Annotated in this window: 14 protein-coding genes; 6 read left to right on the forward strand and 8 right to left on the reverse strand. The window is 72.0% G+C overall.

Annotated features, from left to right (window positions below; all coding sequences use genetic code 11):
* Positions 1-19 precede the first annotated feature (19 nt).
* Entirely contained in the window at positions 20-679 is a 660-nt protein-coding gene (gene nucS / locus ODJ79_RS12995) for an endonuclease NucS (RefSeq protein ID WP_263023641.1), read from the forward strand.
* Here nucS and ODJ79_RS13000 read toward each other — a convergent pair whose 3' ends face one another.
* From ODJ79_RS13000 to ODJ79_RS13010, 3 genes are read right to left on the reverse strand one after another with little or no spacing between them, the layout of a single operon-like run.
* Positions 680-2,185 (reverse strand): DUF6297 family protein, encoded by a 1,506-nt coding sequence (locus tag ODJ79_RS13000; RefSeq protein WP_263023642.1) that lies wholly within the window; start codon positions 2,183-2,185, stop codon positions 680-682.
* The gene (locus tag ODJ79_RS13005) at positions 2,182-2,829 is read right to left on the reverse strand and encodes an ABC transporter ATP-binding protein (protein ID WP_263023643.1); all 648 of its coding nucleotides are present in this window, start codon (positions 2,827-2,829) and stop codon (positions 2,182-2,184) included. The genes ODJ79_RS13000 and ODJ79_RS13005 overlap by 4 nt, the downstream gene beginning before the upstream one ends.
* A 19-nt stretch (positions 2,830-2,848) precedes the next feature.
* On the reverse strand, positions 2,849-4,342 hold the full coding sequence (locus ODJ79_RS13010; protein WP_263023644.1) for an aldehyde dehydrogenase family protein: 1,494 nt from the start codon (positions 4,340-4,342) through the stop codon (positions 2,849-2,851).
* Positions 4,343-4,445: 103 nt separating this feature from the next.
* Here ODJ79_RS13010 and ODJ79_RS13015 point away from each other — a divergent pair, with 103 nt between their 5' ends.
* The gene (locus ODJ79_RS13015) at positions 4,446-4,727 is read left to right on the forward strand and encodes a hypothetical protein (protein WP_263023645.1); all 282 of its coding nucleotides are present in this window, start codon (positions 4,446-4,448) and stop codon (positions 4,725-4,727) included.
* A gap of 10 nt (positions 4,728-4,737) precedes the next feature.
* Entirely contained in the window at positions 4,738-5,562 is an 825-nt protein-coding gene (locus tag ODJ79_RS13020) for an alpha/beta hydrolase (RefSeq protein ID WP_263023646.1), read from the forward strand.
* Here ODJ79_RS13020 and ODJ79_RS13025 read toward each other — a convergent pair.
* From ODJ79_RS13025 to mce, 4 genes are all read right to left on the reverse strand, one after another.
* Positions 5,522-6,628 (reverse strand): AI-2E family transporter, encoded by a 1,107-nt coding sequence (locus ODJ79_RS13025; RefSeq protein WP_263023695.1) that lies wholly within the window; start codon positions 6,626-6,628, stop codon positions 5,522-5,524. The genes ODJ79_RS13020 and ODJ79_RS13025 overlap by 41 nt on opposite strands.
* Positions 6,629-6,693: 65 nt before the next feature.
* Positions 6,694-8,181 carry a Laminin subunit beta-1 gene (locus ODJ79_RS13030; RefSeq protein WP_263023647.1) on the reverse strand — a complete coding sequence of 496 codons (1,488 nt, stop codon included), beginning with the start codon at positions 8,179-8,181 and terminating at the stop codon, positions 6,694-6,696.
* A gap of 263 nt (positions 8,182-8,444) precedes the next feature.
* Positions 8,445-9,761, reverse strand: coding sequence for a DivIVA domain-containing protein (locus ODJ79_RS13035; protein ID WP_263023648.1), 1,317 nt, complete (start codon positions 9,759-9,761; stop codon positions 8,445-8,447).
* 265 nt (positions 9,762-10,026) lie between these two features.
* Positions 10,027-10,491, reverse strand: coding sequence for a methylmalonyl-CoA epimerase (gene mce / locus ODJ79_RS13040; protein ID WP_263023649.1), 465 nt, complete (start codon positions 10,489-10,491; stop codon positions 10,027-10,029).
* A gap of 47 nt (positions 10,492-10,538) precedes the next feature.
* On the opposite strand from mce, the gene ODJ79_RS13045 reads away from it, so the two are divergent.
* A complete protein-coding gene (locus ODJ79_RS13045) occupies positions 10,539-11,720 on the forward strand; it encodes an acetyl-CoA C-acetyltransferase (protein WP_263023650.1) in 1,182 nt (393 codons plus the stop codon).
* A 28-nt stretch (positions 11,721-11,748) separates the two neighbouring features.
* Positions 11,749-12,702 carry a methylmalonyl Co-A mutase-associated GTPase MeaB gene (meaB, locus tag ODJ79_RS13050; RefSeq protein WP_263023651.1) on the forward strand — a complete coding sequence of 318 codons (954 nt, stop codon included), beginning with the start codon at positions 11,749-11,751 and terminating at the stop codon, positions 12,700-12,702.
* Here meaB and ODJ79_RS13055 read toward each other — a convergent pair.
* The gene (locus tag ODJ79_RS13055) at positions 12,699-13,292 is read right to left on the reverse strand and encodes a PadR family transcriptional regulator (protein ID WP_263023652.1); all 594 of its coding nucleotides are present in this window, start codon (positions 13,290-13,292) and stop codon (positions 12,699-12,701) included. The two genes, meaB and ODJ79_RS13055, sit on opposite strands and share 4 nt — an antisense overlap.
* A gap of 54 nt (positions 13,293-13,346) precedes the next feature.
* On the opposite strand from ODJ79_RS13055, the gene ODJ79_RS13060 reads away from it, so the two are divergent.
* On the forward strand, positions 13,347-14,531 hold the full coding sequence (locus ODJ79_RS13060; RefSeq protein WP_263023653.1) for an FAD-dependent oxidoreductase: 1,185 nt from the start codon (positions 13,347-13,349) through the stop codon (positions 14,529-14,531).
* Positions 14,532-14,544 lie beyond the last annotated feature (13 nt).

Raw genomic sequence — 14,544 nt, forward strand, 5'->3', positions numbered from 1 at the left:
AGTCCGCTACTGTCGTGCGGTGCGCCTGGTCATCGCGAAGTGTTCCGTCGACTACGTCGGCAAGCTGTCCGCCCACCTGCCCCCGGCCACCCGCCTGCTGATGGTCAAGGCCGACGGCTCGGTCTCGATCCACGCCGACGACCGCGCCTACAAGCCGCTGAACTGGATGAGCCCGCCCTGCAAGCTGCAGGAGGCGCCGGGCGTCTGGAAGGTGGTGAACAAGGCCGGCGAGGAGCTGCGGATCACCATCGAAGAGATCCTGCACGACACCGCGCACGACCTCGGCATCGACCCCGGCCTGGTCAAGGACGGGGTGGAGGCGCATCTGCAGGAGCTGCTGGCCGCCCACCCGGAGACCTTCGGCGACGGCTGGACCCTGGTGCGCCGCGAGTTCATGACCGCGATCGGCCCGGTCGACCTGCTCTGCAAGGACGCCTCGGGCGCCTCGGTGGCGGTGGAGATCAAACGCCGAGGCGAGATCGACGGCGTCGAGCAGCTCACCCGATACCTCGAACTGATGAACCGCGACCCGCTGCTGGCCCCGGTCCAGGGCGTCTTCGCCGCCCAGGAGATCAAGCCGCAGGCCCGGGTGCTGGCCACCGACCGGGGAATCCGCTGCGTGGTCGTCGACTACGACAGGCTGCGCGGCATGACCCGCGACGAGCTGACCCTCTTCTGATCAGCGGCCGCTGAGCTCGACGCGGTCGGTGGCGGTGCTGCCGGCGACGTAGGCGCGGGCGCCGATGCCGCCGACGACCGCCTGCACCAGGACGGTGGTCCAGGTGAGCGGGTGGCCCTGGGCGATCTGGACCAGGGCCGGCAGGCCGAGCAGCAGCGCGTCCGGGCCGATCACCGCGTTGACCAGCGGGCCGGTCGAGACCGTCCCCATCGGGGTGTCCAGCGGCAGCAGTTCGTTGCGGACGAAGCCGACCCGGGCGCGGCGGACCGCGGCGACCGCGCCGACCGGGCCGAGGGTGAGGCCGAGCGCCCACCACGGGCCGGACGGCATCGTGCCCAGCGCGGCGAGCAGGCCGAGGGCCAGCGCCGACCAGACGGCCGCCAGCACGCCGGGGACGGCCATCCGCTGCAGCACGGCCTGCCGGGAGCTGAGGCCGAGCAGGCGCAGCAGCACCGGGTTGCCGGCGTCGGTCTTCACGTTGCCGGTCGAGGTGGCGGCGGCCAGCAGGGCGCCGATCAGGATCGCGACGCCGGTCAGCGCGGCCGGGGCGTCGGCGAGCAGCACCGGGAGTGCGGCGGCGAGCGCCAGCCACAGCAGGCGGCGGCGACGGCGGGCCACGAGCAGCAGGTCCTGAGTGACCAGGATCGGGAGCCGGGCCGGGAAGCGCACCGAGCGGAGGTGCCGCCGGGCCCAGTAGCGCCGCTCGATCATGTCGGTGAGGAAGGACGGCTCGACCCCGAAGGCCGAGTCGAACAGCGTGCCGGCGGTCTTCGCGGCCTCCAGGATCCGCTCGTTCGGGGTGCGGGCCAAACCCCGTACGGCCAGGGCGAAGAGCAGGCCGACGATCAGCGCAAGCGTTCCGACCAGCGGAAACAGCGTCGTGGCGGAGGGCCACCCGGCCGGCGCGACCGGGCCGGTCGAGGCCGCGTCGAGCACGAGGCCGGCCAGGCCGGCCGCCAGCAGCAGCGAGATCACCGCGTCGAGCCGGTCCCCCCACCGGCCGCCGGCCTGCGCGGCCAGCGCGACCAGCAGCAGAACGATGCCGAAGAGGGCGGCGCCGACGCCGAGCAGGGCCACCGCGGAGCCGCCCAGCGTGCGCGGCGCGGCATGCCCGACGATGGCCAGACCGAAAAGGGCGCCCACGGTGGCCGCCACGATCGCGGCGAGTCGCAGCGACGGCAGTAACAGGCGGCGACGACTCACCGGCGCGGGCAGCAGCCAGGACGCCGCCGGACGGCTCAGCGCGAGCGGGCCGAATCGGCGCAGCGCCAAGTAGAGCAGGCCGAACAGGACCGGGACCAGCGATGCGGCGACGAGCCGGGAGGCGTTCGGCGCGGACGGCCAGAAGACCACGGCGAGTTGCTTGTGCACCATGCCGCCGACGATCGCCACGAACAGCAACGCGAAGTAGATGTTGCCGGCGGTGGCGCCGCGTTCCCGGTGCGCCGACTGACGGCGGCCGATCCATCGGCGGATCGGCGCGAGCGGGACGGTGGCCGTGCTCATGTGGGGTCCGCGCTCAGCGACTCCATTGTGGTGACCTGCGCCCCGGACGCCGCCGCGAACGACTCGTCATGGCTGGCCATCAGCAGCGAGCCGCCGTCCTCGAGGTACTGCGCGAGCAGCGCCGCCACCTCCTTGCGGCCGTCCGGGTCGAGCCGCTGCTCGGGCTCGTCGAGGATCAGCAGCGAGCTGGGCCGCAGCAGCGCGCACGCCAGGGTGAGCCGCTGCTTCTGCCCGGAGGAGAGCGACGGCGGGATCGCGTCGGCGTGCCCGGCCAGGCCTAGTCGCTCGAGCGCCTCGTCGATGCCGGCCTCCTGCGGGTCCTGCCCGTGCGCGCGGCAGACCAGCTCGGCGTGCTCGTGCACGGTGAGGCCCGGGTACCAGGTCGGTGGCTCAACGGTGGTGACCACGGCCCGCCAGAACTCGGGCCCGGCGCCGGGCGGCGCGCCGAAGACCCGGATGGTGCCGGAGTCGGGCTCCTGGAGGCTGCTCACGCAGCGCAGCAGCGTCGACTTGCCGATACCGTTCTCGCCGGTCACGCAGACGCCGGAGTTGGCCGGGACGGTGAGCGCGACGCCGACCAGCACCGGTGTGGAGCCGTAACTGACGTGCAGGTCCTCGACCTCGACGGCGGGATGATCGACCACCCCGACAGCTTACGAGCACCTAGCTCTTGCGCCCGTACAGCATCCGTACCACCTTGACGATCTGCTTGATCTGGGCCGGGGTGCGCTCGAAGGTCGTCGACGGCAGCATCGACTTGGCGCGGCGCACCGTGATCGCCTTGGGCCGGGCGAACTCGCGCAGGCCGTCCTCGCCGTGGATGCGGCCGAAGCCGGAGTCGCCGACGCCGCCGAACGGCAGGTTGCCCATGCCGACGAAGGTCAGCGTGGAGTTGACCGCGACCATGCCGGAGCGCAGCCGGCGGGCGATGCGGACCGCGTTCTTCTTGCCGAAGACCGCACCACCGAGACCGTACGGGCTGTCGTTGGCCAGTCGCACCGCCTCGTCGGCATCGGCGACCTTGGTGATCGTCAGGGTCGGCCCGAACGTCTCCTCGCGGATCTCCGACGAGTCGGCCGGGACGTCGACCAGCACGGTCGGCGCCACGTACGGCGGCTGCACCGCGTCGGCACCGCCGAGGACCGCCTTGCCGCCCTTGGCCAGCGCGTCGTCGATGTGGTCGCGGATGATGTCGATCTGCCGGGGCATGGTGATCGGGCCGATCTCCTCGCCGGTGCGCAGCTTGCCGGCCCGGGCCACGATCTCCTGCACCAGCCGGTCGTAGACCGGGGCCACCGCGTACACCCGCTCGATGCCGATGCAGGTCTGGCCGGCGTTGGTCATGCCGCCCCAGACGGCCGCCTCGGCGGCGGCCGGGATGTCCGCGTCGGCGTCGACGATCAACGCGTCCTTGCCGCCCGCCTCGATCACGACCGGGACCAGGTTTTCCGCACAGGCGGCCATCACCTTCTTGCCGGTGGCGGTGGAGCCGGTGAACGCCACCTTGCCGACCCCCGAGCGGCACAGCGCGCCGCCGACGTCACCCAGGCCGTGCACCGCCTGCAGCACCGGGTGCTCGGGCACCACCTCGGCGAACGTGTCGACCAGCCACTGGCCGACGATCGGGGTGTACTCACTCGGCTTGAAGACCACCGCGTTGCCGGCCGCGAGCGCGCCGCTGATCGGGCCGATCGGCGTGACGATCGGGTAGTTCCACGGGCCGATCACGCCGACCACGCCGTACGGCTGGTACTCCAGGTGGCCGGCGTGCTCGGCCAGCAGGAGCCGGGTGCGGGTACGCCGCGGGCCGAGCACCCGCTTCGCGTGATGGGCCGCCCAGTCGAGGTGCTCGATCGCGGCGACCGTCTCCATGACCGCGTCGTCGTGCGGCTTGCCCGCCTCCAAGGAGGTGAGCTGGGCCAGCTCCTCGATCCGCTGGACGATCAGCGAGCGCCAGCGCAGCAGCCGCTCCTTGCGGCCGTCGAAGCCGAGTCGCAGCCACCAGGACGCGGCCTCCCGAGCGCGCTCGACGGCGGCGCCGACCGCCGCGGCGTCGGCGACCGGGACGCGGCCGGCCTCGTCGCCGCTGGCCGGGTTGGTGGAGATGAGCACGCCGTCTTCGATCACCGGCACGCCGGGAACGCGAGTAGCCGTCATGGGCGGAGTCTACGGCCGTTGTTACCCGTCAGTCACTACGTACTCTTGACTGGTGCCGCGCCGAAATCACCCCCGCCGTCGTTCCGCCTCGGAGTCCCCTGAGTTGACGGACGAACGCGTGCGCAAGGGCGTCGATGGCGTCCAGCAGTGGCAGGACGGGGAGTGGATGGTGCGGTCCATCTTCGGCGGGTCGGCGACGAAGGCGTACCGCTGCCCGGGGTGCATGCAGGAGATCCGGCCCGGCGTGGCGCACGTGGTGGCCTGGCCGGCCGACGAGCGCGGCGACCTCACCGACCGCCGGCACTGGCACACCGGCTGCTGGAAGGCCCGGGACCGGCGCGCCCCCGGGGTGGAACGCTCGCGCAACGCTCCGCACTATGGGTGATGATCATCAGATGACGAACCAGATCCGTGCGAACTCGATACTGCCCGCGCATCGCGAGGACATCGAGCTGCACACCGCCGACGGCCTCACCCTGGTCGGTGAGCTGGCCCGCCCGCTCGACCGCGACCCGGTCGCCACGCTGGTGTGCCTGCACCCGCTGCCCACGCACGGCGGCATGATGGACAGTCACGTCTTCCGCAAGGCGGCCTGGCGGCTGCCGGCGCTGGCCGGACTCGCGGTGCTGCGCTTCAACACCCGGGGGACCAGCAGCGTGCGAGGGACGTCGGAGGGCGCGTTCGAGGGCGCCCTCGGCGAGAAGTACGACGTGGCCGCCGCCATAGAATTTGCCGATTTTTCGGAATTGCCGAACATCTGGCTGCTGGGCTGGTCCTTCGGCACCGACCTGACCCTCATGCACGGCCTCGACCCGGCGGTGGTCGGCGCGATCCTGCTCTCGCCGCCGCTGCGGTACTCCCGGCAAGACCACCTTGACGCGTGGAAGAGCAGCGGCAAACCGCTCACCGCCCTGATTCCCGAGTTCGACGACTACCTGCGACCGGCCGAGGCCGCTGACCGATTTGCCGGGGTGGCGGAGGTTGTCCCGGTGGACGGCGCGAAGCACCTCTGGGTCGGCGACGCCGAGCGCGTGCTGGACGAGATCGTCAAGCGGGTCGCGCCCGACGTCCCCGTCCCGCTGCCGCGGACCTGGGACGGCCCGATGGAGAGCGGCGACATGAACGCCTACGCCGACCGCACCGTGGCCGCCTTCGCCGACGTGCCCGTCCCCGGACCGCTCAGTGGCTCTCCTGACTCGGCACCACGACCTCGCGAATGATCAGCTGAACGGCGGCCACCATCGGGATCGCCACCAGCGCGCCCACCACGCCGAACAGCGCCACCCCGAGCAGCGCCGCGACCACCGCCGCCACGTCGCTCACCTTCACCGACCGGCGCATCACGCTCGGATAGATCAGGTAGTTCTCCACCTGCTGGTAGATGATGAAGAAGACGACGCAGACCAGCCCGGCGGTGAGCGACGAGGCGAAGCCCACCAGGCTCACGATGATCGCGCCGAGGGTGGCGCCGATCTGCGGGATCAGGTCGCAGACGGCGACCACCACGGCCAGCGCGAACGGGTAGGCCAGCCCGAGGATCATGGCGAGCACGAACGAGCTGAAGCCGGCCAGCACCGCGATCGCGAGCGCACCCACCATGTACGCGCCGACCTTGGTCAGGATCTCGTCGGTGAGCAGCCGCACCCGGGCTCGCCGGGAGGCCGGCGCCAGCGAGTAGGCCGACTCGCGCAGCCGGTCGAAGGCGGCCATGAAGTAGATCGTCAGGACCAGCACGGTGAGCGTGTTGAAGATCGTTCCGAAGATCAGCTTGGCCCCGCCCACGACGCCGCCGACCGCGTTGCCGACCGTGCCCGCGTTGACCGCGCTGGTGACCTTCTCCATGATGTCGTAGCGCACGATCAGCTCTTTGATCGTCTGGTTGCGCTGCAGCTGCGACACGTAGTCGGGCACGTTTTTGATCAGCTCGTTGGTCTGCGTGACCAGCGGCGGAATCAGCGCGATGATGCCGCCGATCAGCAGCGCCAGCACCACCAGCGCCACGATCGCGACCGCGCCGCCGCGCGGGACGCCGCGCCGGCGCAGCCAGCTCACCGCCGGGTTGAGGCCGATGGCCAGGAACGCCGCGATGAAGATCAGGACCAGGATCGACGCGGCGTTGCGAATCCCCAGGAAGATGGTGTACGCGAGGAGCAGGCCGAGCCCGCCCAGCAGGCCGATGATGAACGGGTTGCGCCGGTCGATCGGCGGTCCGGGGCGGCCGAAGCGGCCCTCAAGCTCCGCCTCGGTGGTCGCGTCGTCCACGTCGTCCGCCGGAGCGGTCTCGATCTCTTCGTCTGCGGCCACCGGGCCAAGTCCTCCCGCCGATCTTTTCGGCGGAGGCTATCACCCGACTACTCCGCGTCGGCACCTACCCGAGAGGCGGGCGGCACGGTGACCTTGGCCGATGCGGTGACCTTGCCCGGCCCGGCCGCGTGCTGGCCGACCGATTCCTCCGCGGCGTGCTGGCCGACCGCGTGCTGGCCGACCGACTCCTCCGCGGCGTGCGCGCCGACCGAGCCACCGGCGACGGCCTTCTCGGCCGGCTCGTCGTTCTTTTCGCGGTCGATGTCGTCGCGGTCGTCCTCGTCGTCCCCGTCAGGGGAGGCGGCGGCGGCGAGCACCGCGGCGGCGGCCAGCTCGGCGACCCGCTTCGCTTCCTTCTGCACCTGGCGGCGGATGTCGGCGGCGTGCCGCTCGGCGGCCTCGGCGCCCCGCTGCGCCTCGACGACCCGCACGGTCTCGGCCTCCAGTTGCTTGCGCATCTCGGCGATCTGCTCATCGACCTGCTCGGCCTCCTGCCGGCCGGCACGGGCGCGCTCCTGCGCCTCCGCGAGCTGCCGCTCCGCCTCGGCGGTCGCGGCCTGGGCGGCCTCGAGGTCGGCGGCGGCCTGCGCGATCTTCTCCTGCTGAGACTCGATTTCCCGGCGTACGGCGGTGGCCTGGTCGTCCGAGCGGCGGAGCACCTCCTCGGCGTACTTGTCGGCCTCGCTGCGCAGGTCGGCGCACTGCTTCTCGACGGCCGCGCGCTGCTGGGCGAGCTCCTGGGCGAGGGACTGGCGGAGCTGCCCGAGCTCCTGCTCCGCGGTGGCCTTCAGCTCGTTGTGCGTGCGGTCGGCGTCCGCCCGCTGCGCGTCGATCTCCTGCTGGCTCTTCTCCCGGATGGCCTTGATCTCCTGGTCGGCCTGCATCCGGGCGGACTGGGCGTAGCCGTCGGCCTCGGCGCGCACCCGGTGCGCGTCTCGCGCGGCCTGCTCGGTGAGCTGCTGGGCGTCGGTTCGGGCGCGGGCCAGCATGCCCTCGGCCTCGGCGCGCATCTGCTCGGCGGACTGGCGGGCGGCGGACAACGCCTTTTCCTGCGCGGCGCGCTTGACGACGTCGGCCCGCTCCTCCTCGGCGCGCCGGGCGGCCAGGGCGATCTCGAAATCGCGGACGCCGTCGCGGGCGTGCTTTTCCGCCTCGGCCCGGATGCGCTCGGCCTCGGCGAGCCGGGCGGCGATGTCGTCGGTGGCCGATGCCTTGATCGCCTCGGCCTGCTCCTCGGCCAGCTCGAGTATCCGCCCGATCCGCGGGCCCAGGTGGTGGAAGGTGACCTCGGGCCCGATCCCGCCGTCCCGGCGGGCTTGGGTGATCTCCTGCTGGAGGCGCTCGATCTGCGCGGCCATGCCCTGGATCTGGGCATACGCCTGCTCGCGTTCGGAGGCCAGCGCGGCTATCTCGTTCTCGGCTCTCGCGACGTACCGCTCGACCTGCTTCTTCTCGTAGCCCCGCAGGGCGGTTTCGAAGCTGGGCTCGGTGGCCGCGTCTCCGCCAAGACCGAAGATTTCACCGCCATGCGACATGCTGTCCATCCTCACATACGCATCGTCCCGTCTGGGAGGGATACACACCGTCCTGGGCGGAGTATGCGTCTAGTTGAGATTTGTCTGAGCCGGCTCGCCGTGAGCAAGGCTACGCGCGCAAAACGAGTCAGGCCGCATCGGAGAAACTCCGATACGGCCCGCATCGATGTGTAGCGGCCGACTGAACTACCGTCGCGCACCCGGACGGATGACGCAACCGGAGGGATCAGTGGCGAACGACTCAGGAACTGAGGGTGAAATACTCAGGAGTTGGTCTTGGCAGCCACCGGCTTGTCACCAGCGCCGTTGTGGTCCGCCTCGGCGCTGCGCTGGGCCGATTCGGGGCTGCGCTGGGCCGGCGACGCCGACTTCGCGGCCTCGGCAGCCGCCTTGGCGCCGCCGCCCACCCCCGGCACGAGACCGGACAGACCGGACAACATCTGACCGAGCTGGTTGGTGACCTGGTCCTTCTGACGGGTGAGATCTTCCACCTCACGCTTGGCCGCCTGGGTGGTCAGCTCGGCCTCGGTGCGGGCCTCGCTCATCAACCGCTGGGCCTCGGCGCGGGCCTCGCTCACCGTCTTTTCCGCGAGGGCGCGGGACTTCTCGGTGGTCTCCACCGCGTTGCGCTCGGACTCGACCCGGCGCTGCTCGGCGCGCTGCTCGATCTCCTTCGCGCGGTCCTCGGCGGCGCGGGCCCGCTCCTCGGCCTCGCCCACCATCTTCTGGGTGGCGGCGAGCTGGGCGGCGTGCCGCTGGGACTCCTCGCGCTCGGATTTCTCCCGCCGCTCGGCGATCTCCAGCGCCAGGGACTGCAGGTCCTTGTCGCGCTTGTCGCGGGTGTCGGTCAGCAGCTTGGTCGCCTCGGCGCGCTTCTCCTCCGCCTCGCGGGAGGCCTTGGCCCGCAGCTGGGTGATCTCGCGCTCGGCGGTGGCGCGCAGCGACGCGACCTCACGCTCCACGGTCGACTTCAGCTCGGCGACCTCGTGCGCGGTGACCGTACGCAGCTGCTTGGTCTCGCGGTCGGCGTCCGACCGGAGCGTGTCCGCCTCCCGCCGGGCCTGGACGCGGGCCTCGGCCGCCTCCCGCTCGGCGTGCGTGCGGACCTGGCCGGCCTCGCGCTCGGCGGTCGCCTTCATGGCGGCGGCCTCAGCGCGCGCCTTGTCGGTGATCTCGCGGGCCTCCAGCCGGGCCGCCGAGAGGATGCCCTCGGACTCCCGCTTCGCCTCGCTGCGGTGGTCGTTCGCCTGCTCCTCGGCCAGCCGCAGGATCTGCTCGACCCGGGTGCCCAGCCCGGAGAGCGTGGGCCGGTTGTTCTCCTCCAGCAGCTTGTTGCTGTCGGCGAGCTTCTGCTCCACGGCGTTGAGCCGCTGCTCGGCCTGGCGCAGCCGTCGCTGCGCGTCGTTCATCCGCTGCTCGGCCTCGCCCTGGGCCTGCTGGGACTGGTTAAGCGCGGCGATGAGCCGGCCCAGATGTGCGTCCACCTGCCCGCGGTCGTAGCCGCGGAGAACGACGGTGAAGTCGTGCTGCGAGTTTGCACCGTCGAAGAATGCCAAGTTCTGATCCTGCTGCTGAGGCATTGGGCCATCCTGGCGAAGACGCACCAGCCACGCAAGAGCGGACGGGCATCGGAAACGACACGTAGATCAGCTTTTGAGCAGCCCGGAAGTTGTGGTGCCCGCCGTTCGGGCGGCGGGCGCAAGCCGCCCGGCGAAAGCTGTTCGCCGCGCTGTCACCTGCTGTATCCGGGTTCTGCGAGATCGGCCGGGCGGTCGCGCCGCTCGATGTCCACGATCCTGCCAGGCCGCCCGCGATCCGTCAGGACGATTCACCCGTAAGACGGAGCTATCGGGCAGGCTCCACCAATTCCACCAGAACCCCACCCGCGTCCTTGGGGTGGACGAAGTTGATCCGTGATCCGGCCGTTCCCCGGCGGGGTGTGTCGTAGAGAAGCCGGAGGCCCCGGGCGCGCAGTGCCGCCGACGCCGCCTCGACGTCGGCCACCGTGTAGGCCAGTTGCTGCAGTCCCGGCCCGCTGCGGTCGAGGAACTTGGCGATCGTCGAATCGGGCCGGGCCGGTGCGAGCAACTGCAGCCGCGGGCCGGCGCCGTCGCCGACCGCGAGCATCGCCTCCCGTACGCCTTGCTCCTCGTTCGTCTCTTCGTGCACGACGTGCAGGCCGAAGGTCTCGGCATAGAAGGCCTTCGCGGCGTCGAGATCGGGCACCGCGATGCCCACGTGGTCGATCCGCAGGAGGTCCACGCCCAGGAATGTGACATTCTCAGCGGCGTTAGGTGAGGCGTTGGTCATGCTACTAGTCTTACTTGAACCACCGTTCAGGACGAAAGCGATCACCCGTGACCACCTCGGTAATCGTCAGTGGCGCCCGCACACCCATGGGCCGCCTGCTCGGCAATCTGAAATCCCTCTCCGGCACCGCCCTGGGCGGCCACGCGATCGGCGCCGCCCTCGAGCGCGCCGGCGTGCGCCCCGACCAGGTCGAGTACGTGATCATGGGACAGGTCCTGCAGGCCGGCGCCGGCCAGATCACCGCCCGCCAGGCCGCCGTGGCCGCCGGCATCCCGATGACGACGCCCGCCATCACGATCAACAAGGTGTGCCTGAGCGGGCTGGACGCGATCGCCCTGGCCGACCAGCTGATCCGGGCCGGCGAGTTCGAGATCGTGGTGGCCGGCGGCATGGAGTCGATGACCAACGCGCCGCACCTGATCAACCAGCGCCAGGGCGTCAAGTACGGCGACGTGACGATGCGCGACCACATGGCGTTCGACGCGCTCACCGACCCGTGGGACGGCATCGCGATGGGCGAGTCCACCGAGCGCAGCGGCGCCAAGCTCGGCATCTCCCGCGAGGAGCAGGACGAGTTCGCCGCGGCCAGTCACCAGCGGGCCGCCGCCGCGCAGAAGAACGGCCACTTCGCCGAGGAGATCGCGCCGATCACCATCGCCCAGCGCGGCGGCGACCTGGTCGTCGACACCGACGAGGGGGTACGCCCCGACACCACCGCCGCGTCGCTGGCCAAGCTGCGCCCGGCCTTCGCCAAGGACGGCACGATCACCGCGGGCAGCGCCTCGCCGATCTCCGACGGCGCCGCCGCGGTCGTGGTGATGAGCAAGGCCAAGGCCGAGGAGCTCGGGCTCACCTGGCTCGCCGAGGTCGTCGCGCACGGCAACGTGGCCGGCCCGGACAGCTCGCTGCAGTCGCAGCCGGCCAACGCGATCAAGCACGCGCTGACCAAGGCCGGCAAGGCCGTGTCCGACCTCGACCTGATCGAGATCAACGAGGCGTTCGCCCAGGTGGGCATCCAGTCGATGCGGGAGCTCGGCGTCTCCGGCGAGATCGTCAACGTCAACGGCGGTGCGATCGCGCTCGGCCACCCGGTCGGCATGTCCGGCGCCCGGCTGGTGCTGACCCTGGCGCTGGAGCTCAAGCGCCGCGGCGGCGGTTTGGGCGCGGCCGGCCTGTGCGGCGGCGGCGGGCAGGGCGACGCGCTGCTCATCGAGGTGCCTGCCGCGTGAACCGGCCCTTTCCCAGGGGCAGTTCGGCGTGAGTCGCCGGCACGACGTGCCCACTCTGGTCGCCCGGGCGCGCGAGGGTGACGCCCGCTCGGTGGCCCGGCTGATCAGCCTCGTCGAGAACGGCGACCCGGCGCTGCCCGAGGTCGCCGCCGCGCTCGCGCCGTACGCCGGGCACGCCCAGGTGGTCGGCCTGACCGGCTCGCCCGGGGTGGGCAAGTCCACCACGACCAACGAGCTGGTCCGGCAGTTGCGCGCGGAGGGCCGCCGGGTCGGTGTGCTCGCCGTCGACCCGTCCAGCCCGTTCACCGGCGGCGCGATCCTCGGCGACCGGGTGCGCATGCAGGAGCACACGGTCGACCCCGGTGTCTACATCCGCTCGATGTCCAGCCGTGGCCAGCTCGGCGGGCTCGCCGCGGCCACGCCGCAGGCGGTGCGCGTGCTCGAGGGCGCCGGCTGCGAGGTGATCCTGGTCGAGACGGTCGGCGTGGGCCAGGCCGAGGTGGAGATCGCCTCGCTCGCCGACACGACGCTGGTGCTGCTCGCGCCCGGGATGGGCGACGCGATCCAGGCGGTCAAGGCCGGCGTCCTCGAGATCGCCGACGTCTTCGTGATCAACAAGGCCGATCGGCCCGGCGCCGACGCCACCTACCGCGATATCCAGGGCATGCTCGGCCTCGGTGAGCGCGCGCCGGGCGACTGGCGGCCGCAGGTCGTGCGGGCCACGGCGGTGCGCGGCGAGGGCATCGGCGACGTGGTCGAGGCGATCGGCAAGCATCGGGCCTGGCTGGAGTCGAGCGGCAACCTGCAGCGCCGCCGCGAGCGGCGGGCGTCCGTCGAGGTCGAGGCGATCGCCATGGGTGCGCTGCGGGCCCGGATCGGAGACCTGCACGAGGGTACGGCGTTGAGCACCCTCGCCGCGGCGGTCGCGGCCGGTGAGCTCGACCCGTACGCCGCCGCCGACGAGTTGATCAAGGGGCTCTAGGAGAACTCCGCCAGGGTCTTCTGGATCAGCGCCAGGTCCCAGGTGAAGGTGCCGCTGTCCAGGTCCGCCACCACCGAGCGCAGCCAGGCGATCTCGGCGGTCAGCATGGCCGCGCGGTACTCGTCCTCGATCAGGAACAGCCGCGGCATCCCGGGCGGCGCCTGCTCTCCGATCGCCGTCAGCCGTTCCCGCTGCGCCTCGATCCGCCGTTCCAGCAGGCCCTTGACCTCGGCGGGGGCCAGGACCGCGAGGAACGCGAGCGCGGCCGGGAACTCCGGGAACTCTCGGGCCGGCGTCGGCAGCATCGAGGTGAGCCATCGGCGGAACGTCGTCGCGCCGTCCTCGGTGATCTCGTACGTCGTGCGCTCCGGCCGCCCCGCCTCCCGCGCGGTCGCCGCCGGCCGGGCCAGGCCGTCCCGCACCAGCCGTTCGAGGGCCTGGTAGACGCTGTTGCGCTGGGCCACGTTGACCAGTTGGTCCTGCCCGCGCTCCTTGATCACCTGCTGCATCCGGTACGGGTGCATCGGCGCCTCGGTGAGCAGCGCCAGCAACACCACGGCCAGCGTCGAGCGGCGCGGTTCTCCCTGCATTTGATCAGCCTACGGGGCTTGACGATTCTTAGTCATAGTATGCATAGTCAGAGTATGACTAATATAGCCCTGGTGGCCGGCGGCGGGATCGCCGGCACCGTCGCCGCCATCGCCCTGCAGCGCGCCGGCTGGCAGCCGCGCCTGCTCGAGTCCCGTCCCGACGGGGTCGCCGACGAGCGCGGCGCCTTCCTGACCGTCGCGGTCAACGGCCTGGCCGCCCTGCGCGCCCTCGATCTCGACCCGGCCCGGGTGCTGGCCGCCGGGTTCGCCACGCCGACCCTGGCCATGGTCAACGGAGCCGGTCGCCGGCTGGCCCTGCTCCCGCTCGGTGGGCCCGCCGCCGACGGCACGGTCACCACGACCATCCGCCGCGCCGACCTCTATTCCGCGCTGCGCGCCGTCGCCGCCGAGCGCGGCATCCCGATCGAGTACGACCGGCGGCTCACCGGCTACCGGGAGCACGCCGGCGGCGTCACCGCGGCCTTCGACGACGGCTCGACCGTCGAGGGTGACCTGCTGGTCGGCGCCGACGGCCTGCGGTCGCGGGTGCGCGAGGTGCTCAATCCGGGCGGCCCCGCGCCGACCTATCTGGGCCTGCTCAACGCGGGCGGCTTCACCGACCACCCGATCGAGGCCGAGTTCGACCGCACGCCCGGCCTCGTGCACATGGCGTTCGGCCGCCGGGCGTTCTTCGGCTGGGCGACGGCGCCCGGCGGCGCGGTGTGGTGGTTCGCCAACCCGCCGAGCAAGCGTCCGGTGCGGCCCGGCGACTACACGCCCGAGTCCTGGCGCGCCCACCTGATCGACCTGTTCGCCGACGAGGGTCTGCCCGCCGCCGCGATCATCCGGGCGACGGACGAGGCGATCGGCCCGTGGAACACCGACGACCTGAGTCGCGTCCCGGTGTGGCACTCCGATCGGGTGGTGCTGGCCGGCGACGCCGCGCACGCCGTGGCCCCGTCCTCGGGCCAGGGCGCCTCGATGGCGATCGAGGACGCCGTGGTCCTCGGTCGCTGCCTGGCCGAGCGCCCCGGCGACCTGCCCGGCGCGCTCGGCGAGTACGAGCGGATCCGCCGCCCCCGGGTGGAGAAGGTGGTCGCCGTCGGCCGCCGCAACGGCAGCGGCAAGACGGCCGGTCCGGTCGGCGCCGCCATCCGCGACGCGATGCTGCCGTTCTTCCTCAGGATGGCCTACCGCCGCGGAAACCCGCAGTCGTGGATACTCGACCACCGGGTCTGACGGTGGCCCTTAG

It is taken from the genome of Actinoplanes sp. KI2, assembly GCF_025630775.1.
In the GTDB taxonomy this organism is placed as follows: domain Bacteria; phylum Actinomycetota; class Actinomycetes; order Mycobacteriales; family Micromonosporaceae; genus Actinoplanes.

What these genes read in the sequence shown, in the direction of transcription:
- ODJ79_RS13035 (WP_263023648.1), bottom strand. Translation starts at nt 9,761, where the DNA reads ATGCCTCAGCAGCAGGATCAGAACTTGGCATTCTTCGACGGTGCAAAC.
- ODJ79_RS13000 (WP_263023642.1), bottom strand. Translation starts at nt 2,185, where the DNA reads ATGAGCACGGCCACCGTCCCGCTCGCGCCGATCCGCCGATGGATCGGC.
- ODJ79_RS13030 (WP_263023647.1), bottom strand. Translation starts at nt 8,181, where the DNA reads ATGTCGCATGGCGGTGAAATCTTCGGTCTTGGCGGAGACGCGGCCACC.
- ODJ79_RS13010 (WP_263023644.1), bottom strand. Translation starts at nt 4,342, where the DNA reads ATGACGGCTACTCGCGTTCCCGGCGTGCCGGTGATCGAAGACGGCGTG.
- ODJ79_RS13060 (WP_263023653.1), top strand. Translation starts at nt 13,347, where the DNA reads ATGACTAATATAGCCCTGGTGGCCGGCGGCGGGATCGCCGGCACCGTC.
- ODJ79_RS13020 (WP_263023646.1), top strand. Translation starts at nt 4,738, where the DNA reads ATGACGAACCAGATCCGTGCGAACTCGATACTGCCCGCGCATCGCGAG.
- ODJ79_RS13055 (WP_263023652.1), bottom strand. Translation starts at nt 13,292, where the DNA reads ATGCAGGGAGAACCGCGCCGCTCGACGCTGGCCGTGGTGTTGCTGGCG.
- mce (WP_263023649.1), bottom strand. Translation starts at nt 10,491, where the DNA reads ATGACCAACGCCTCACCTAACGCCGCTGAGAATGTCACATTCCTGGGC.